The following is a 20,925-nucleotide window of genomic DNA, read 5'->3' as shown; positions in this document are numbered from 1 at the left end:
CTCACGCCCCCTTCTTCTCCTCAACCGGACTGAATGCCCGGAGCTGCATGGTGATGACGGCGGCCAGCAGAGCCTTGATCAGATCTCCGGGCAGAAAAGCCGCAGACCCGGCAAGTCCGGTCCAGAGCGGTGTATTCGTGATCCAGGCCATGGCAGAAGCGCCGATCAGATTAACGAGCAGAACGCCAAAGATCAGATTAACAGTGAACAGCTTCCAGGCCCGTACTTTCGGCCAGACCGCTTCAGCGAACCAGCCGATCAGCCCCGCCGCCAGCGGCCAACTGAACAGATAGCCTGCTGTCGGTCCAACCAGGATAGCCAGCCCGCCGCGTCCGCCTGGTAATACCGGCAAGCCTAAGGCGATGAGGATAAGGAAAATGATCAGGCTGAGCGCACCCGTCCGCCAGCCCAGAAAACAGCCGGCCAGCATGACGCCGAGCGTCTGGGCAGTGACAGGTACAGGGATAATGCCGAGGGATACGGGCGGAATCAAACCCAGTACCGCGATAAGCGCGGCGAATAAGGCCGCATAGACTAACTCTTTGATTCTCAATTCAATAACCTCCACGAGATAAGATACAGGAATTGGACGGCCTTCCGTTCACGGAGCCCAGCCAACAAGCTGAATTATAGTGGAGGATGGTTTTATTGTAAACCTATAATTATTTTTAGGTTCACAATTGTAGTGTGTACGATGCACTAAAGAAATAACGAAAAGTCTTAATTTTTCTAATATCAGCTAAGCATGTTAATATACTTAAAGAGATGAGCTCGGAACGTTATACTTGTGGAGGGTTATAGGCATGACAGTCAAAGAACATATCCTGGCCTTACTGGACAGCAATAAGGGTGAATACTTCTCCGGGGAGGACATCGCCGGGCGGTTATCCGTAACGCGCAGCGCAGTCTGGAAGGCCATCAAATCGTTGCAGACCGATGGCTATTCCATTCAGGCCGTCACCAATAAGGGATACTCCCTGTCCCCGCAGACGGACATTTTGTCCGCCGCAGCAGTTGCCAAATACCTGGATGCCAGGGGACAGAAGCTGCGGCTTGAAGTCTTCAAGAGCGTGGTTTCCACGAACGAGCTGGTGAAGGCGCTGGCTTCCGGCGGAGAAGCGGAGGGCAAGGTCATCCTCTCGGAGGAGCAGACCGCCGGGCGCGGCCGGAAAGGCCGGCCTTTCTTTTCCCCTGCGGGAACGGGCATCTATATGAGCATTCTGCTGCGTCCCCGGTTGTCGGCGGCAGATGCTACACTTCTGACTACCTCTGCTGCCGTTGCGGTCGCTCTGGCGATCGAGAGCATGTCCGGCTTCAGTACGCAGATCAAATGGGTGAATGACGTATTCATGAACGGTAAAAAGGTGTGCGGAATCCTCACCGAGGCTTCCCTGTCCCTGGAGAGCGAGTGGCTGGATTATGCCGTGCTCGGAATCGGGATCAATGTGACGCTGCCGTCGGGCGGCTTTCCCGCAGAGCTGTCAGAGGTGGCAACCTCTATCTATGAGGCAGGCAATCCGCAAGGGGATTTGCGGAACCGGCTTACAGCCGAAGTGTTGAACCGCTTCATGGGCTATTATGAGCAGCTTAAGGAACGGCTGTTCCTGCCCGACTACCGCCAGCGCATGATGTCCCTGGGTGAGACGGTCATGGTTGTTAAGGAGCATCACGAGCAGGAAGCAACCGCTGTCGATATCGATAACGATTGCCGCCTGAAGGTCCGGTATCCGAATGGCGAAGAGGAATATCTGTCGAGCGGCGAGGTTCGTATTCTGCTCTAACGCATGCCAAAAAACCGCACCCCGCAAGCAAAGTCTGCGGAGTGCGGTTTTTCAATTGCGGCTTATTTATGGCTTACGCTACAAATATGGCTTATTGCTCCAGTGCTGAAGTCACTTACTCCCTTGCGCCTGTTGGGTAGGCCCGTAATTGGCTGCTCCAGTAAAGTGAATATCTTCCTGCGTGGGATACACTTTCGGGATGCGCAGATCCCGCTGATACAGTCTCAAATGCTCTCCCCGGGGAGCGATATCAACGACATCACAGCCTCTCCAGGATACCTTATATTCCTCGCCCCGCACTGTCTCCTTCACCACCACTGTGTCCAGCGGATGCGTAAGCTCCATAGTGTCCCCTGCTCTTACACTACGGATCACAAGCAGATTGCCTTCTCGTACGGCTACGCATACGGCTCCATTTACCCTCACCGTGAAGTCCGTTCCCATCCAGTCATAGACCCGTACCGCAACATCGCACGGCTGCTTGGCTGTAATGGACATATAGCCCAGATCGGGATAGCTCATGGTGACGGCAGCCTCGTCCGTCTCCTTATCCACCGGCATGTTGACGAATACCGTGCCATTCTGGAATTCCACCGCCCGGTTCCATACGAGCTCCAGGGCTACCGGAGCCATGCCGACGCAGCAGCCCGCAATGGAACGGAATTTGGATAACGACATGGAGTTCACGAGAGAGCCCCCGGTGAAGCCCCCGATCATTCTCTTATCAATCTCCCTGTAGGTTATACCTGCTTCGTCAGGCCGGGTGTTGTCTGTGACTACGTAGGAAGATACCTTTAGCTGATTCTCCACCAGCTGGTTCCGCGCATACAGGGTCATATCCTCCCAATATTCCTCATATCCGGCCAGAATCAGCTCATTCGCACATTCGATCATGTCCTTGATGCAGCAGGTTTCGCAATGCTCTTCATGCAGCGGATGCCACTGGGCATATTCAGGCACCCAACCGAAGGAGGAAGACAGGCTGCGGATATAATCATAGATCCCTTTGCCTGCGGTAATATACCGCTCCTTGCCAGTTACCCGGCCCAGACGTACCAGACCGGAAGCTACCCAGCCTGCGGAATGGACATGTCCGAAGAATTCCATCTTATAGTTGAAATAGCGTGAAGGTCCAAGCAGGTGGTTGGCGAGACCCGTTGCGAGATCAAGTGCCGCCTCATCTCCGGTAATCTCATATCTGCGCACCAGAGAATGAAGAACGATGGCATTGCGGATCGCCTGCTCCCCCCGCCCGGTATGCCTGGACAGATCGAAGCCGCCGTCCTTCAGATACACATCATTCGGGAATTCGTACAGCGGCTCCTGCTCCTCATAATCCCCCGACCAGAATGTTCGGACCGTCCGCCCGATCACCAGGGAGCGCATTCCCCTGACCAGCCCGGCCGCTCTGCTCTCCGCCTCCTTATCCCCGGGATCATTCTCCAGCATCCGGTTCAGCGCGGGAAGAATATAGCCCATTTCGTGAAAAGAGCTATGGTTCGTATGCGTCCACGGATAAGGCTCATGAAAGCGCAGGCCGTGCTCCCCCCAGGACTTCATCAGATGACGGTAAAAGGATTGCTGCACCGCAGCGCCTTCCCCCGTCTTCAGCATTTTGCGCACCGCATCTATAGCCTCATACCAGGAGCCGACCAGCTCCGCATCGTCCACCCGGCAATGGGCAGCCTCGGCAGGCTTCTTATGCGGCAGTACAAGCCAATAGGGCAGGTTGTCTTCCTGCGCATCTACCATCGAGGTCAGATAACCCAGAACGAGCTTGGCATTCAGTAACGGCGTGAACTTTTCGTAAGCTTGACTTGCCATGTTGTCTATCCCTCCGCTGCTTAATCTCCGGTAACACTGACCTTGAAGTCGTCGAAGTCGATAGACGCGTTCGCGTAGCCGTCAACGCCGAACAGTTGTCCGGTTAGTGTGCTGCCGCCGGTATGGCGGAAGGCGAAATCCGTAGCGGCCGGAACAGATTCATTATTGATATAGACGCTGTAGGTCTTGGCGTCCCAGTTGGCGACCATTTTGATGGCATACCAGGTGCCCAGCGCGAAATCTCTCACCTTGACCTTGTTGGAGCCGCCATTTTGCACCAGGATTTTACCGGAATCAAACGCTGTCACCATAGAATAGTTGCCGGTCCCGCTATCATTTCTTACCATAGCGCCGTTGGCATACTGGAAGTTGCTGTTTAACCGGACACGGTACTCGATAACAATCCGCTGATTCCCCTCAGCGTTTACATCGCCCGCATAAGGCAGGAAGAGGTTGGCTTTGCCCGCTACTGAGGTTGTGGTTAGCCGCAGGAATTTATTACCTGCTTCCTCCTGAACCACAGCGGCGGCGCCATTCGTCAGATCCTGCGTTGTAATACCATAGGGGTATTTGCCGGTTGTATCGCCGGAGAAATTCCGGTAAGCCTTATAGGTTATCCCGTTCTGTGTGGTATTCAGCGAAGCCAGCAGGGCGGCTTCCGCTTCAGCAAGTGCATTCAGCTCTGCAATGAACTGCGCCTGCGTCAATTCCGCATTGCCCGCCGACGCCTCTGCATGATCCACGGTGGCAACGAAATCAGCATACTTGGCTGCGCTATAATTGCCTGCCCCGTTCCCAAGCGGATAGGAGTTATTAGCCAGCTTGCTGCGAAGCAGGTTCACGATCTCATCCAGGCCATAGCCCGGCACAACCTCTTCAGAAATCGTGGAAGAGAACTCCTGCCCGCCTATCTTGAGAGTCACAGGAATCTGAACCGTGCCAATGGTACTGAAGTCCAGACCTGCCAGCTCGCTGCCGACCACCTGGGCCTGCACCGGTTGATTATGGTAGACGGCATTCACAACTCCTGGAAGTGCAGGAACCACTCCCGAAGGCGTCTTCAGTGTTGTTGTGACCTGAACGGCATCTGAAGCGGCAATAACCGTTATGCGGCAGGTCGCTTGCTTGCCCCCGGTTGAGGCAGTAATTAGAGCGGTGCCCGGTTGAACAGCACTTACTGTATGGGTTGCCGGGTCAATGGCCGCCACGCCTGGATTGCTGCTGGTGTACTGCGCACTCCCGGTTACATCCTGAACTTCATAATTGTTGTAATGTGCTGTTACCCTTAGCGGTGAACTGGTCTGGCCGCTGATCAGCACAGGCTCCAGACCGCTGAGCGCCAAGGACTGTACCGTTCTAGGATCAGCCTTGACATTAACTGCAGCGGTTGCGGTTTTGCCGTTATAGGTGGCGGTAATGGTTGCACTTCCTGCCCCGGCCGCCTTCACCTGATTCCCTGCTTGAATAATGGCTACGTTCGTATCAGACGAGGTCAGGACCACGCCTGCCGTGACAGCAGAATAGGTAGTTCCTGTTACTGTATAGAGGGGCAGGCTGCGGGTCTCGTTAAGTCCCAGCGTATATCCGGGAGCTTCGAACAGCAGCTCCGAGGTATTCAGCCGGGATAGATCCAGGCTGTCGATGTCGGCCAGATTATTCCCCTTGAAGATGCGGAGAACGTTGTCTCCCTGCTGAAGATAGATCTTCGCCGTAGAGACTCCCCAGCGGTTCGCGCCGGAATAGACGATATTCATCGACGCTCCGGGCCCGCCGTTGACCGATAGGATATGAGAGGCATCACCCGCATTCGCTGAGCCGTTGCTGTTACGCACGGACAGCACATAGAAGCCCGCTTCCGGCACATTGACATTGAACTGGGCATAGTCGAAAGTGTTCGCGAGGTTGGTAATCTTCATCCCGCCGGAGGCGGAGCTTTCGCGCCGGACCGCTGGGGATGAAGCGCCAGCGGGATCTTGCACGAGCAGAGCTTGTTCGGCTTCATAACGAATTCGGGCCGGCTCGCCTGATGGGATTGCTATCGGACTGTTCGGATTAACAGGCTCTCCCAGGTTCGGCGTGTTGTCTGTGTTCCAGGAGAACTTCTGCGCGCGGACATTGCGGGTCCAGCCTGAGCCCGGCCAGCGGGCGGAATGGTAGATGATCCAGTCCTCGGTACCGTCCGGTGAAGTCACAATACTGTGATGGCCCGGGCCATAGACACCGTTCGCGCTTGAGAAGATCGGCTGATTACGCTTGGTCCAGGCAGCGGGATTCATCAGATCGGCGCTGGTGCTGGCGGTAATCAAGCCGAGACTATAGCTGTCTGTCCAGCTTCCGTTGGCGGAGTACACCAGATTGATCTTGTTCCCTTTGATCGTAATCTGCGGGCCTTCATTAATCCGGCCGGGGGAGGTCTCCCAGTCATACTCCGGCGTGGACAGGAGCACGCGCTGCGAGCTAATCGTCCATGGATTGCTCATTCTGGCGATGTACAGATTCTGAAAGCTGCCGTCGGTGTCCTCCCAGCCGGACCAGATGAAGTAGTGCTGGTCACCGACCCTCAGCACAGTGCCGTCAATCGCCCAGCGGTCCGTGGCATCGGTAATCTTACCTTTGAAGGTCCAGCTTCCGCTCATAGGATCGGAACTGGCATTCTCCAGCACATACATGCGGTGGTTGGCGTTGGTTCCGTTATCGGCTGCGAAGTAGATATACCATTTGTACTGGCCGTCCGTATCCTTGAGATAATGCATCTCCGGCGCCCATACATTGGAGCTGTACATGGTTCCTTTAACGGGCGACCAAGCCAGACTCCGTTCGCCTGCTTCAATGCCGGTAATAGTCTTCGATCTACGGACCATAACTCCGCTGGCATTGACAAAGGTGTTGTAATAATAGCCGTCCGTGTGCTTGTATACCCAGGGATCGGCCCCGGTCTGCATGATGACATTGTAGAAATTCGTCACATTCGTTCCTCCTTGTGCAGCCGCTACACTCTCTGGTGCGCTAGTACCCGACTCTTTCGCCGCAGCGCCCCCTCCCCACTGAGGCAGCATGAGCAGGACCACGAGGCTGAGCAGCAGAGCTTTGACGCTTGTTCTGGACCACTTCTGTTCTTTCCGGGTTGAATTAACCGCTTTCATTTTTTCATCTCCTTCTCATAGGAATGATGACTCGGCCTAGCGTCCTCATAATACCTTCCGGGACGGATTAAAAAAATGGACAATCTTAAAATGTTTTTGTAACCGTTTTAGTTGTAAATACTGCCAGTTCAGCGACGAGCCCAGACCCGGTACGGAAACAAACAATTAGATACTTGGCAAACAAATAATTGGATAAACGCAGCTTAATTTCTCGACTTCTGATGATTGCAGAGGAAGAAGTGGAAAAAGAGCAACTGCTGCTCACGGATTCAGGCACTTTAAGTAAATAGGGCTTGAATAAGTGTTGTTTATCCACCTGCTGCGCCCTGGCCGGACGTATCTCCATCAGCAGGTGGACTAAATCCAACAGTTTCCCCTTCCGCCTGTCCCAGAGGGAGAGCTCGCCAGATTCAGGTGCATTAGTGCTCTTCATTTCTGGATATTGCCTGCATTCGGCAAAATCAGGTGCACAAATACCCCTCATTCGCCCGAATATGGTATCCGCCGAATTCAAGTGCACTAATGCACCTCATTAGCTCAATTAGCCATTATCCGCCGAATTCAGGTGCACTAATGCACCTCATTGCTCAATAGCTTTGAGCTCAACTCGTCCAAGGTAACATCCACCTTAATGATCACTCTCACCTTCCGACCATAATCATCACTCTTCCCTTCCCACTTGAATCATCCAGAGGCCTTACTCTGTTATAGAGACGGTGTGCGGCTAAGCCCTCCCTTACAGCCAAACAGGGCACCTCCCGCTAAACGGAGGTACCCTGTTCGACACTCACTTGCTATCTCCGCTGCCCGGCAGCTTCGGAATCTTCACGTTCACGATTGTCCCATAGCCTAACCGGCTGTCAACGGTAAGTCCATAACCTTCTCCGAACAGATGGCACAGCCGGTTATGAATGTTCAGCAGCCCGATGCCTTGCGCCGATTGCCCGGTCAGGGCAAGCTCCTTAGGCTCCTGGCCAAGCTTGGCCTGAAGGGCAGCCAGATCCTCAGGCTCCATTCCTCTGCCGGTATCCATAATACTGAAGCACACATCCCCGCGCTCATCCAGGCTCCCGGTAATCTGAAGGCTTCCGCCCTGATCCATCCGCTCCAGCCCGTGATAGACCGAATTCTCCACAATGGGCTGGAGAATCATCTTGGGCGTCTGCAGCACAAGCAAGCTCTCCTCCACATCAAGCGACAAGGAGAATTTATTCTCGTAGCGGATCAGAATAATCTTCATGTAAGCTTGAATGCAGTCCACCTCTTCCCGGATCTGCACAAGATCGTCCTTCTTGATGCTATAGCGGAAGATCTTAGACATGCAGTACGTAATTTGGGCAATCTCCCGGCTTCCATACTCCAGTCCGATGCTGCTGATACAATTCAGCGTATTATACAGGAAGTGGGGGTTAATCTGGCTCTGCAGGGCAGAGAACTCAGCTTGCTTCTGGCTCAGCTCGGATTCGTATAGTCTGGCCTGGGTATTGAACATCTCCCGGGTCATTTCGTCCATCTCGTCCATCATCCGGTTAATATCCTGGGCCAGCAGGCCAACCTCGTTCGTGAACCGGACTTTGATCCGGAAGCCTCTATCCCGCCCTGCCACCTTCTTCATATCCATGACCAGTCCCATCAGGGGACGCATCAGATTGCTCATGAAGAAGCTGCCGGTTAGTATCATGCTGACAATGATGCCAATCCCCACGATAATGCTGACCTTGCGCATGGGGATCATATCGGCCGTCAGCTCCTGCACCGGAATCATACTGACCACCCGCCACCCGTCAGCCTGCTCCAGCCCCTTAACCTGAATGAGAACCTCCTTACCGTCAATCGTTGATTTTATCCCGTTAAGCAAATGGTTCTTATCCATAGACAGCACATCTTTGATCACATTGCCCCGCGCATAGGAATTGGTGGAGGCAACCACCTCGTCCCGGTTATTCAGAATGGACAAGGTGGAGTTCTGCGTTAATTCCGTATTCGCGACCAGCCCCTGCATTTTGTCCATATTGACCATCACCATGCAGTAACCTGTAATCTGTGAGAAATGAACACCGCCGATGGACTCGACAATGGGAGCAATATAGAAGAACTGTTCCGTTCCTGTCCGGTCATCCTTCAGAATAGCAGTGAACTTCCCCTTCTGGCGAAGCGCAGGATCGTTCTTGTACGGGCGGATAAAGCTGTCATACAGGTTAATATAAAAAATATCGCCACTTGCAGAATCCTCGCTGGAGAGTCGTCTTCCCTGGAGGTCATTGATCATGATACCGTTCACATACGAATTGAAGGACCGCATATATTCCATTAGATCCAGAGCATAGGGAGCGCTGTCGAACGCCCTTTTGTAATCGTCATCGGCTATGGTGAACTCCTGAATCAGCTTGCTGTTGACCGCAATGCCGGTGCTGACCCGGATATCATTGAATACAGAATCAATTTTGCGGCGGGTCTGCTCAATCATCTGGTTGCTATACGTGACAGCCCTCTTTTGCGTCAGCGCAGAGAAATTAAAGAAGAAGTAAAATTCCATCACAGTAAATATAACAATGGAGCAACAAAAGAACAGCCATAGTTGATGCTTCAATTTCACCTTGCGGGTCTTCATAGCCTGCGGCTCCGTTCGGCTTCCCTTTTCCTGAATTTGGCGGGCGTCATCCCGCAGTGCTTCTTGAACACCTTATTGAAATAATAATAATCTACATACCCGGACTGGATGGCAATGCTCTCTATGGACAGGTCTGTCTGCTGCAAAAGCCCGCGGGCTTTCCTGATCCTCAGCTCGGCCACGTATTCAGAGAAAGTTTTGCCCAGATTCTTCTTGAACAATTGACAGCAATACACCTGATTGATGAAAAATTGGACCGACAGCTCCTTCAGATACAGCTTCTGTTCGTAATTCCGGTCGATATAGGCGACCATCCGGTTGAAGCAGGAGAGAATATCCCCTTCCTGCAAAGCACGGCTGTTCCCTTGCCGGAGTACTGTAAAAACGTCTTGCAGGAAGCTGCACAGCGATCCCAAGTCCTCGAACCGCTCCTTCAGCTCGGCATAATTCAGGAATTCCAGCTCCATGTCCCTAAGCTCCTCCGAATAAGAACTGCTCAGAAGCCCGACGGCCTGATTCCATAAGTAGACAACCTCGCTCATGCCCAGCTGATGAAGCCTGAAATACTCCTGCAAGCCCGCGGTGTAGGACTCGATGCTGTCGTATTGATTACCATAAACTATAGATTGCAGCTCATCGATACAAGGCTTCACCAGAGGCAGTTTGGGATTATAGTGAACCGCGCCGGAAGCTTCATCCACGAATACCCGGGAGGCCGCCAGCTCGGCTTCCTTGATCAGCTTGCCGATCTGCTTAAGCCCGCTGCCGATGCTGCTGATCCCCACCACAGAAAACCCTGGACTGCCCGCGGCCGCAGGCCATTCATCTGCAATTCCTTCAAGCTCACTCTTCTGCTCTGTGATTAGAACCGCCAGCAGGGTGCTTGCTCCGTTCTCTACCTCCAGCAGATGAACCGGCAGCCCGTCCAGCTTCAGCAGTTCGCTGAGCTTCGGTCTGTCTGACTCATAATGGACAGCAAGCACCTGGCAGCAGCCTGCATTCATGCCGGCAGGAAGGCAGCGCCTGATCTCATCTTCATCTGCCGAGGTAAGCGCATCCAATAGAAGGTGATTGCGCGCCGCACTTCGCCGGGAGAAGTGCAGGGCGAGCTTCGCCAGGAACGAATCGGTCATATCCACATCAAGCGGCTTCAGGAAATAATCGAGTGCCCCGAAGCGCAGCGCTTCCTGGGCGTATTCAAATTCCGCGTATCCGCTTATAATGACAAATTCAGTATCTATTCCATGTGCTTTGGCCCGCTTCATCAGATCGAGTCCGGAAATCTCCGGCATCCGGATGTCTGTGACCACCAGATCCGGCTCCTGCAAGGCAATGGCTTCCCACGCCTGGGAGGCACTTGTGAATTGTCCCGAGATTTCAAAGCCATACTGCTCCCAGTCAAAGGCATTGCTGATCCCTCTAATCGCCCACGACTCATCATCTACAATAATGACCTTGTACATGGATATCCTCCTGAACCTGTGAATTCATCTGGGCTTACCCCGTAAACGAAATGCGGATAAACCACTTCTATCATCCTCGTGGTTTATCCGTATATCAAGATTTATTTGGTGTTTGCTGTGACTTCCCTGTAGTTCTTCACATTCTCATCCTGAACCGCCTTACCGCCGGCGTCCATATACTCCTTCACCAGCTTTTCGTATAAGGCATCGAACTCGGCCGCCTTGGCCACGATCAGCCGGTCAATCATCTGCTTGTTCATATCGCCCAACGTCTTGCCGTATTTAATATTGGCTTCGTTCGGCACCCCGTAATAGAAGGAGGAGTAGCCGTCTGTAGTATTGATTTTGTACGATTCCATCGCGAGCTCCTCATACTGCTTATCCCCGGAGGCCAGAGCTGCGGCATAGGTTTTGACATTCTTTTCGGTGTCGCCCAGCTCAGCGCCGTTCACAATCATCGTATAATCCATGTTCAAATTACTCATCTGCATTTTCTCGCCGGTCTGTGCAATCCCTTGCGGGATGCCGTCTTTCAGCGTATGATGAACGCCTTCTTCACCAAACTGCAGGAAGAACATCACCTCCGGGTCCGCCATCCAGTTCAGATATTTGACCGCCAGCTCCGCGTTTTTGCTGCTTTTGGGAATGAAGGAGAAGATTCCGTTCTCATTATATACCTCTTTGAGGTATTTGCCTTCAGCATTCTTGAAGGTATCCACCGGAACATAGTGGGCATCCGGCGAGTTTTGCTTCAGCGGAACACGGATTTTCTGGGTCATCGGATAATCCCAGTTGGCTGCATAGAAGCCTACCTTGCCGTTGGTGACATCGGCATCCGCCTGCTTGGTGGTTTTGTCTAGGGCAAAGTCGGGGCTGATCAGCTTCTCATTATACAGCTTGTTCAGCCATTTATACGCATCCTTGTTGCCCGGCTTCAGCCAGTTTGGCGTGGTGACGAATTCCTCCTCTGACATCTGGCCCCAGAAGGATTGAACCAGGTTGCCGAACGTGTAGTTCATGCCCGCTGCCGCCGTTGCCCAGGGAATGACGCCGTTCACATTGCCCGGATTCTTGTCGCGGAAGGCCACCAGCGTCTCGTATAACTCATCTTTGTTGGTTGGAAGAGGCATCCCGAGCTTGTCGAGCCAATCCTTACGGATGAACATCCCGTTCCAGGCCAGCAGGGTGCGCTTACCCGGAATCGATACCTGCTTGTCGTTATATTTACCGTAAGCGAGAACATTCTCCCCGAGATAAGCCTTCAATTGCTGGCCGTGGCTCTCCAGCAGCTCGTCAAGCGTGTAGAGACCGTCGCTTTTGGCAAAGCGGGTGACCAGCGTCCCGTCATAGGTGAAGGAGATGTCCGGAGCCTGGCCCGCAGCCATTAATACGTTCAGCTTATCAACCTCCTGGGACCGGGGAACGGGTACGTATTCAACAACGGCGTTATTCGGCTTGCCGAAATGCTCATTCACATATTTCGTCCAGAAATTATTATTCAGATCCGGCTGGCCCTGAACCCCTCTGTCGAACACCTCCACCGTAAGCTTTGCAGGAGGATCAGAAGGGGACTTTGCTGCATTAGACGACTCCGGCGCGGCTGTCTCTTTGCTCTCTTTGTCACTTTCGCCGCAGCCCGCTGCAACGCCGGCCAGCAGCACGGTGCTGCACAGAACGGCCGATATTTTCTTGATGCCTGTCTTCACGGTATACCACCCTTTCATCTCTTATCATGATAGTAATCCAGATTATAGCTTCCTTGCCCAGGCAGCTTCAACTTCCGCCAGCTAAGCATTCCCCCTTCCCTGGAGTGTACCGCTTCAGCCCTTGATCGCGCCTGTCATTACACCGTCTACGAAATACTTCTGCAGCTTGGGGTAAATCAGCAGAATCGGAATGGTGGTGAACATGACGCTTGCGGCCTTCAGCGACTCCGGCACAATGAATGAGCCGATACTGCCCTCGCCGCCCTGCTGGCTGTCGAGCTGCTGGTTGGCTGAGATGATCTGGTACAGCTTGAGCTGCATGGGATAGAGCTCTTTTTTGGTAATATAGAATAAGGCATCCTGGAATCCGTTCCACCGGTCTACGGCATAGAAGAGGCTTAAGGTGGCAATCGAAGGCAGCGAGAGAGGCAGCACAATCCGCAGAAGAATCCCCAGATCCGAGCAGCCGTCAATGGACGCTGATTCCTCCAGACTCTCGGGAAGCGAGCTGAAGAAGGTTTTCAGGATAATCAGATTAAATACACTCATCGCACCCGGCAGCACCAGACTCCATATCGTATCCATCATCCCCAGATTCTTGATCAGGATATAGGAAGGAATCAGGCCGCCGCTGAAATACATGGTGAAGACCAGTGCGGACAGCAGGAAGTTTCTCCCCCATAGCCGCTTTTTCGTTAACGGATACGCCGCACAGATCGTCAGGAACATACACACCACGGTGTAAAAAATCGTAAGGACAATACTATAGCCCAGCGTATACAGCATATCGGCATCGCTCAGAATCGTCTTATACGTCTCAATAGTGAAGTCTACCGGCCATAAGCTTACCTTTTGCGAGATAATCGCTTCGTTGGAACTAAATGACAGCGCTATCATGTATAAGAACGGGACAATGCAGGTGAACGACAAAGCCACAATAAAGACTATAATCGCAATATCTGCTACACTTTTTTTCCGGCCAATCCGTCTGGTTGTTATCGTGCTTGCCGCTCTCACCATATCCCATCCTCACCCAATTTCTTCGCAATATAGTTGGCACCGATCAGCAGGGTCAGACCTACCACGGACTGGAACAGCCCGACGGCCGTTGCCTGGGAGAAGTCTCCCGAGCTGATACCGACTCTGTACACGAAGGTGCTGATGACATCGGAATATTCGCTGACCAGTGAATTCCCCATTACAAACGGGCGGTCGAATCCAATCGATACCATTCGGCCAATCTGAAGAATCAGCAGAATGTTAATCGTAGATTTAATGCCGGGCAGTGTAATATGCCACATTTTGCGGAGTCTGCTGCAGCCGTCCATATCGGACGCTTCATACAGCTCCTTGTTGATGCCGGTAATCGCCGCGAGATAAATAATCGTCCCCCACCCGATGTTCTGCCATACCCCCACCGTAATATAAGTGACCAGCCAAGGGGTCTTCTGCGACAGAAATTCAATTTTTGACAGGCCCAGGTTATCCAGAAAAAGATTAACCATCCCGCTGTTAGAGAACATCAGATAGACAATCCCGCCGATAATCACCCAGGACATGAAGTGAGGCAGATAGAGAATCGTCTGCGTTAATTTCTTGAACCTTGCCATACGGACCTCGTTAAGCAGAATCGCCAGGATAATCGGGGCCGGGAAGCCTGCCACCAGATCCAGCACATTCAGAACCAGCGTATTTTTGAGGGCACGGTAGAAGCTGTCCTGCTGAAAAATAAACCGGAATACATCCAGTCCCACCCATTCGCTTCCACTCGTCCCCTGAAAAATATTGTAATCCTGAAACGCCATAATCAAGCCGTAAATCGGGGCATATTTAAAAATGGCAATGTACAGGAGTGGCAGCAGCAAAAGGATGTAGAGTAGGGCATCTCTCCTGATCCTGAGCCAAAAGGTGTGTTTTCGCGTGAGTCCGATTTGATCTTGCTGATTGTTTAAAACCGCTTTCATTTCTCCCATCCCTCCGGCTGTATTAAGGAGCTCTCTTGTTTTTCATTATAGTCACCCGGGGAAATAAGAAAATGTAATCGCTTAAATGAATTTGGTAAAAACTTAAAAGACAGCCCCGTGAAGGAGCTGCCTTAAGCTTCATTTCATAATCAGATCGATTCTGCCGAACAACAGCTTCACCAGCTCGGTAGGACCCGGCAGGCCCGGTTGTAATAAGAGCAGAATGGTAAGCCCCGCCGTAGCAAGGGTGATGCCTGCGATAACCTTTCTGGTTTTCTTATCCTTACTGCCCCGGAATTCAAAAACGATAACTGAAGCGGACAGCAGCAGAATGCCCAGGATCATTACCAGTTTCATGCTTCCCACTTCCTTGTATGGTTGCTGGAATTAAGGCGTAGCCTCTGTCAGTCAGCCGATTGCTCCGGGATGCCCTGAGGGCCGGTTGATCTTCCGTTACCAGTAATACTTGTCTTGGCGGAGACATCCACCTGTAACTGGGGGTACATTGCCTCCCACTGGTCTTTCTTCTTCTTCCACTCTTGCGGGTAATGTCTGCGGAAGGTATCGGCGAAGCGGAAAAAGTCAGTCTTCTGCTCTTTTTGCGACATGTGGAGGGCTTGCTGGGCGAGCTCCTTCAGTTTGTCTTCCCACGCCTGATTCAGCTCAATCATCTTCACCGGATCGGTCAGATTGGCATCGGTTGTATTCATAACCACCTCGCCCTTGGCCACAATCCGGATCTTCATCAACCATTCCCGGTTCACAATTCTCGGGGTTAGAGTGGTGGTTATACTCGTAGGCTGAATCGAGAAGGTCCCCTTCTGCTGATCCAGCTTAACCGGTATTATAATATTATTCAGTTCATTAATCATCAGCAGCACCCCAAGGCTGACCGGTTCTTTCACGGTGAGTGCATAGCGGCCATGTTTATACAGGCTTATTCCTTTGAGTAAGGGTGTAGTAGCATTAGGGCCGTCCTTCGGTTCTGGAGGAGCAATCAGAATACGGGTTAAAACAGCCGAACCGCTGGCACCTTGAATGGATTGGGACAATTCCAGCAGGGTCACGCGCGTGCCCAGGTTCATATTCGCCATTTCCCGGAGGGATTCGGAGGTGCTCCGCTCCAGCGGGTCCAGCAAGGCAAGAATATCCTTGGCAGATTCCTGGCTGGAGAAGACATATGCATGCTCACGGAACTGCGGATAACGCAGGAGAAAGTCGATATACTCGCGCAGCCCCTGCTTTCCTGCCTCTTCACTGATTACAATGACCTCACACTGGCCCCAGAACATATGCCGGGCCACCTTCCGTTGCAGCCGGTTCAAGGCTTCGGCAATGTTATCTCCTTCAGCGGTGCGGATCATAGTGACCCCGCTTGCGCCTTCCCCGGCTCCGCCGCTCTCTGATCCGCCTCCGCCCTTGCGCGGGATGAAGATCTGGGCCGTCAACTGGGCCTGCCCCTCCTGATAATCCACACCTGTAGCCAGCACGATCGCCAGGTCATTGATCTCCGTCCGGTCCCAGCAGCCGGTCAGCAGTATACTGCTTAGCAGCAGCATGATTAAGGTCCTGCAGCCCCGCATAGCCCTCCCTCCTTATCTTCATCCTTTGTTCTGCCGCTTCAGCCCCCTCTTCAGCAGGGCCAGTCCATAGACTGCGGCAGGAAGCACGACCAGGAACAACATGGTATATATATTCGCAGAAGCACTCACCAGCGCAGCGACCCCTGAGGCACCGGACACTACCCAATACGAGAACAATATACTTAAGAACGCCAGCGGAATCACCAGCGGTTTATAATCGTCCAGCCCGAACCATTCTGCGGCCGAAGCGGCGAAGATGTAGAGAAAGACAGAGATTTTGACAAAAATCCCGAAGATCCAGATCGCAATAATCAGAGCCTCGATATGCTGCAGGAAATCGGCAATGGTAATGTAACGGGCAGCAATCATCACCGGATAAGCAAAGCTGTCCGTCAAATCCCCCATCAGCAGCAGGCAGAACAGATTGGTAAGACTCATCGCCGCAGTTGTGACCACAAGTGAGACCAGCATTGTCCGGGTAAGGTGTTTCTTACTGTTGACATAGGGCAGCAGAAAGGCCAGCACAATATATTCACTGAACCATGCAGACGGAGCGACGGCGCCTTTGATAATGGGCACGAATCCTTTCTCCATGAACGGAAGCAGCTCGGCGGGCCGCAGCTCCCCGGTCAGTAGGACAAAGATCAGGCAGAGCATCACCACCAGCAGCGTAACGAACACCTGCGCGGTTCGGCTGACCACCTCAATCCCCAGCCTGACATTGATCGCACAGACGATAACCATGGAGCTTATAATAACAAGCAGCGGCGTCTTAGGAAGCGCATTATTCAGAATAAACTCGCCATATTCCAGGATAATCAGACCGTTCAGATGGGGCAAATAGAGCAGAAAACCCAGCCCGATTAGCTTGCCCGGCAGCCAGCCGGCGATCAACAGACTGGACTGCATAATGGTCTTTCCGGGATACAGCCGGTTAAGTCCAAGCGAGATCCCAATGACCGTTGCTCCAATCAGCGAGCCCAGGATGGGCGATAGCCACATATCATGTCCCGCATAATGCATGGTAATCCCGGGGACAGACAGAATAGCTGTAGCGAGAATGGAGGGAAAGACAAGAAAGGCCAGCTGGGTAACCGATATTTTCCCTTTGTCAGTCAACATAAGTATCCTCTTCTCTGTTGAAGTCCCGCTGCCGTCATTTGCTCCGCGGCTGCGAGATCCACAATACATCCTTCAAGCCCTTGCTGAACGTTGGAGCTGCCGGTGACAGATAAGGCCTGCCGAACGAACGCAGACTGCTAAGATGAATGACGACCAGGATGATGCCGAGCATTACGCCGATCAGCCCCAGCGTGCCTGCCAGAACCATCATGGGGAAGCGCAGCAGCCGGGTCGCGATGCTGGCGGAATAACGCGGAACCATGAAGGAAGCAATGCCCGTAATCGCCACAATAATGATCATCGGAGCAGAGACAATTCCCGCAGTGGTAGCAGCCTGGCCTATAATTAGCGCGCCAACAATACTGACAGCGGAACCTATCTGCTTCGGCAGCCGGACTCCGGCCTCCCGCAGCGCCTCGAAGGCGATCTCCATAATGAGCGCTTCCACCAGGGCCGGGAAGGGAATCTCCTCTCTCGCCCGCGCGATACTCAGCAGCAGCACGGTGGGGATCATCTCCTGATGGAAGGTGGTGATGGCTACATAAGCTGAGGGGAGCAGGAGCGACAAGGCATAGAAGATATATCTGAGCCAGCGGACAAAAATACTCATGTAAATGTTCTCGTAGTAATCCTCAGGGGATTGCAGCATGGAGAACATGTTAATCGGGGCAATCAGACTGAAGGGAGTCCCGTCAATCAAGAGCGCAAACCGGCCCTCCAGCAGATTGGAGACCACCACATCCGGGCGCTCCGTAGCAATCATCTGCGGAAACGGTGAAAAGGGCTGGTCAATGATGCCCTGCTCAATATACTGGCTCTCCAGCACATCTTTGATATTCAGGCGGCTTAGCCGTTTATTAACTTCAGTGACCAGTCCCGGCTGGATAATACCTTCCACATATACGAGGGTAACCTTCGTATTACTGTACTCTCCAATAGTACTGGAATGCAGCTTCAGGGCTGGTGTCTTAAGCCGCATACGCAATAGAGACTGATTCGTAGCCAGAGCTTCAGTGAAGCCGTCACGGGCACCGCGCACAGTGGATTCAGCCGCCGGTTCTTCGGGAGTCCGGGTGGGAACCTTGTATAGCGGATAGCCCTTACCCGAAGCCTGGCCGTCCAGCAAAAGCACAGCTTCACCGTCCAGAATCGCTGTAACGGCTTGTTCTACAGTTCTAATCTGTTGAATCGAGGCGACAGGAACCTCAGCAGACCCGTCCACTGCCGGTTCAACTGCAAGGCCGGTCTGCTCCAGCGGTACCAGTAATTGCTGCTCCAGCCGCTCCGTATCACATAATCCTGTACAGTATACACAGAGCGCGGAAGTACGTTGAACAGTCAGGAACGAATGGAACACCACATCCTCACAGCCATCAAAAACGCCGCGCAACACCAGTTCATTCTCTGCCAGCAGCGGGGTCAGTTGGGTCTTCGGTTCTGCTTCCGTTGCAGTATTCATCTGTACTCCCTCCCTGCTCTACCCTTTGAATTTCATATTCATAGTAAAGTTATCCTTTGCTACAAGGGGAAGAATTATGCAAGCCCGGCCTTCCAAGCTTCCCGGTTCAGCTCGCCGTTCAGCGCTGCAGCAGCCAGCGCGCCCGATGCGGCAGCAGCTATGGACTGATGCATCATCGTGGCAGCATCCCCGGCAGCGTATATTCCGGGTACGCTGGTCTGACCGGACTCGCCAACCTCCAGGATACCCTGCTCGGATATCCGGCAGCCCAGGGTATGCGGCAGATCCGTTCCCGGAGCCAGCTCGGGCCGGAAGAAGATGCCTGTACAAAGAAGCTCTGTTCCATCCATAAGCTTCACATGGTTAACCATGCCCTCATTGGATGAAATCTCATGAATCGGAGCAGCGAATAACGGGATATCATGAGCGCGCAATTCTTCGCGTTCCGCTGCTGTGAGCTCATCAGGGCCATTCGTGCAGACCGCGAACTGCTTCGTCCAGCCGTATAACAACGGCGCAAGATGCATGAGTGCAGCCCCTCTGCTGATGACCACCAGCGGCTGATCTCTTAATTCCCAGCCATCACAGTACGGGCAGACAAAGGCGCTTTTCCCGTAGACCTCGGCAAGCCCGGGAATATCCAGCCTGAGATCCTTCATACCTGCGGCGAACAGCAGCTTCTTACTGGTCAGCTTAAGACCTGAAGCTGTCTCCAGCAGGAAGGCTCCATCCTCACCGGTAACGGACACAACTGTATCTTCAACATGTGAGACCGACGGATAAGCGCCAAGCTGTTCTATGGCAATCCGCCGGAGTTCAAACGGAGCAATCCCGTCCCGGGTCAGGAAGCCATGCGCTTCCCGGGTGACCGCATTACGCGGACGCCCCGCATCTATGACAATCGCCCGTTTGCGTGCCCGGCCCAGCATCAGCCCGGCATTAAGCCCGGCAGGCCCTCCTCCGATAATGACTACATCAGCATTGGCTGCATCTGCTACATCTGCATTTGCTGCGGCATCAACGTTTTCCAGGTTCTTCATTTGTAATTCCTCCTTGTGTGTGGTGGGTAATGTGTGCGGGTGTGTGACGACAGGTAATTTTACGGATATTAGAGACTTCCATAGTCTTTGAATGGCGCAAAAAATCAGACCCCGTATCTCCATTGCTCACCTGCGTCGCCAATCTGTAATACACATATGCATCGCTTCGATTAAGGACTATGCGTGTCTATAATAACTTTAAATTTTAATGATGTCAATTCCTGCGCTTCTTGGCGCTTATCAGCTTCATTCAAACAAATGCTTATGCTGCTTGAAAAATTGATAGAAAGATTGTACATTCTCCAGTTCATACCACTCCGCAGTCTGCAAGGGGCTGGCATCCAGATTGTAGACCTTAGCATGCAATGTTCCCAGAATGAAGGGGGAGTGTGTGGCAATAATGAACTGGTTATCGAAATACCGGGCCAGCTCATTGATTTGCTCCGCTATTCTAATTTGGTTGGCAGGCGACAGCGACGTTTCCGGCTCGTCCAAAACATACAAATTCCCCGGCTGCAAATTCTCCTCGAAGAAGGCCATTGAGGTTTCGCCGTTGGAGTATTTTTCCTGTGAGAATTGGATGTTATCGAGTTGCTTCTTGAACGCGTTCGAGGATTCATATTCCGCTGCCTGATTCTTGCTCATCCCCCCGTTCCTCTGCTCATACACCATACTCTCACGCAGCACGGAGGCTTGCTGGATTTTTTTGATCTCATACAAAATATCCTCAGACTTTATATAACGGCTTCCCTTCGGAAGCTCTCTGATGTTACGCTCCTGCTCATCTTGCCCTAACCGGTAACTACTCAATTCCAAGAAGCGCTGAGCGTAGATGCTATGTCCGTAGCTGGTCATTCGCTCAGCCCCGGGTAATCCAAGCTTGCTGGCGATCACATTAAGCAGAGTGGATTTTCCGCTGCCGTTATTTCCATATAACACTGTAATCCGGTCAAACACCAGCACCTCGCCCGCGATAGGTTTAAGTACATAATCCGGGTAGATGTTAGGATTTCGTTCGATAACCTTGGAGAGCTTGAAGCTTCGTAAGTAGATCATGAGGGACCCCTTTCTCGCTGAAATGGTAACCTTGGTCAACAGGGTGGCAAAACCGTTCCACTTGTTTGATTACTAGTTTATACTACTACTGCCCATTGCGCTTGGGTAGCGGCTGAGCCTGGGATGTGCATTGCGGGAGCGAAGCTAGTTGGATTTCATCCACTTGCATAGGA

Annotated in this window: 16 protein-coding genes; 1 reads left to right on the top strand and 15 read right to left on the bottom strand. The window is 52.6% G+C overall.

Annotation, left to right across the window (positions count from 1 at the left end; all coding sequences use genetic code 11):
* Position 1 precedes the first annotated feature (1 nt).
* On the bottom strand, positions 2–553 hold the full coding sequence (locus NYE24_RS03560; protein WP_076153869.1) for a biotin transporter BioY: 552 nt from the start codon (positions 551–553) through the stop codon (positions 2–4).
* A gap of 250 nt (positions 554–803) precedes the next feature.
* On the opposite strand from NYE24_RS03560, the gene NYE24_RS03555 reads away from it, so the two are divergent.
* A complete protein-coding gene (locus tag NYE24_RS03555) occupies positions 804–1,781 on the top strand; it encodes a biotin--[acetyl-CoA-carboxylase] ligase (RefSeq protein WP_342478050.1) in 978 nt (325 codons plus the stop codon).
* 111 nt (positions 1,782–1,892) lie between these two features.
* On the opposite strand, the gene NYE24_RS03550 is transcribed toward NYE24_RS03555, so the two are convergent.
* From NYE24_RS03550 to NYE24_RS03485, 14 genes are all read right to left on the bottom strand, one after another.
* Positions 1,893–3,605: a hypothetical protein gene (locus NYE24_RS03550; RefSeq protein ID WP_342478049.1), complete on the bottom strand. Its 1,713-nt coding sequence runs from the start codon at positions 3,603–3,605 to the stop codon at positions 1,893–1,895.
* A 20-nt stretch (positions 3,606–3,625) separates the two neighbouring features.
* Entirely contained in the window at positions 3,626–6,748 is a 3,123-nt protein-coding gene (locus NYE24_RS03545; protein ID WP_342478048.1) for a family 43 glycosylhydrolase, read from the bottom strand.
* Between the two features lie 85 nt (positions 6,749–6,833).
* Positions 6,834–7,262, bottom strand: coding sequence for a hypothetical protein (locus tag NYE24_RS03540; protein ID WP_342478047.1), 429 nt, complete (start codon positions 7,260–7,262; stop codon positions 6,834–6,836).
* A 273-nt stretch (positions 7,263–7,535) separates the two neighbouring features.
* Positions 7,536–9,359 (bottom strand): sensor histidine kinase, encoded by a 1,824-nt coding sequence (locus NYE24_RS03535; protein WP_036690690.1) that lies wholly within the window; start codon positions 9,357–9,359, stop codon positions 7,536–7,538.
* The gene (locus tag NYE24_RS03530) at positions 9,356–10,822 is read right to left on the bottom strand and encodes a response regulator (RefSeq protein ID WP_036690686.1); all 1,467 of its coding nucleotides are present in this window, start codon (positions 10,820–10,822) and stop codon (positions 9,356–9,358) included. Before NYE24_RS03530 ends, NYE24_RS03535 begins: the two co-directional genes overlap by 4 nt.
* Positions 10,823–10,923: 101 nt before the next feature.
* Positions 10,924–12,546 (bottom strand): extracellular solute-binding protein, encoded by a 1,623-nt coding sequence (locus NYE24_RS03525; protein ID WP_083677645.1) that lies wholly within the window; start codon positions 12,544–12,546, stop codon positions 10,924–10,926.
* A 96-nt stretch (positions 12,547–12,642) separates the two neighbouring features.
* Positions 12,643–13,548 (bottom strand): carbohydrate ABC transporter permease, encoded by a 906-nt coding sequence (locus tag NYE24_RS03520; RefSeq protein WP_036690685.1) that lies wholly within the window; start codon positions 13,546–13,548, stop codon positions 12,643–12,645.
* Positions 13,542–14,492 carry an ABC transporter permease subunit gene (locus NYE24_RS03515; protein WP_083677646.1) on the bottom strand — a complete coding sequence of 317 codons (951 nt, stop codon included), beginning with the start codon at positions 14,490–14,492 and terminating at the stop codon, positions 13,542–13,544. The genes NYE24_RS03520 and NYE24_RS03515 overlap by 7 nt, the downstream gene beginning before the upstream one ends.
* Positions 14,493–14,630: 138 nt before the next feature.
* Complete coding sequence (locus NYE24_RS03510) at positions 14,631–14,849, bottom strand: hypothetical protein (RefSeq protein ID WP_076153874.1); 219 nt, start codon at positions 14,847–14,849, stop codon at positions 14,631–14,633.
* Positions 14,850–14,896: 47 nt separating this feature from the next.
* Positions 14,897–16,075 (bottom strand): Ger(x)C family spore germination protein, encoded by a 1,179-nt coding sequence (locus NYE24_RS03505; protein WP_036690673.1) that lies wholly within the window; start codon positions 16,073–16,075, stop codon positions 14,897–14,899.
* An 18-nt stretch (positions 16,076–16,093) separates the two neighbouring features.
* The gene (locus tag NYE24_RS03500) at positions 16,094–17,197 is read right to left on the bottom strand and encodes an endospore germination permease (RefSeq protein WP_179090358.1); all 1,104 of its coding nucleotides are present in this window, start codon (positions 17,195–17,197) and stop codon (positions 16,094–16,096) included.
* Between the two features lie 34 nt (positions 17,198–17,231).
* A complete protein-coding gene (locus NYE24_RS03495) occupies positions 17,232–18,656 on the bottom strand; it encodes a spore germination protein (protein WP_036690672.1) in 1,425 nt (474 codons plus the stop codon).
* 74 nt (positions 18,657–18,730) lie between these two features.
* Positions 18,731–19,696 carry an NAD(P)/FAD-dependent oxidoreductase gene (locus tag NYE24_RS03490; RefSeq protein WP_083677648.1) on the bottom strand — a complete coding sequence of 322 codons (966 nt, stop codon included), beginning with the start codon at positions 19,694–19,696 and terminating at the stop codon, positions 18,731–18,733.
* 246 nt (positions 19,697–19,942) lie between these two features.
* Positions 19,943–20,752 carry an AAA family ATPase gene (locus NYE24_RS03485; protein WP_036690668.1) on the bottom strand — a complete coding sequence of 270 codons (810 nt, stop codon included), beginning with the start codon at positions 20,750–20,752 and terminating at the stop codon, positions 19,943–19,945.
* Positions 20,753–20,925: the final 173 nt, after the last annotated feature.

The sequence above is a fragment of the Paenibacillus sp. FSL H7-0350 genome, assembly GCF_038593195.1.
Classification (GTDB): Bacteria; Bacillota; Bacilli; order Paenibacillales; family Paenibacillaceae; genus Paenibacillus_AQ.
Note: the sequence above shows the minus strand (reverse complement) of the source record. Positions and strands in the feature narration are given on the sequence as shown.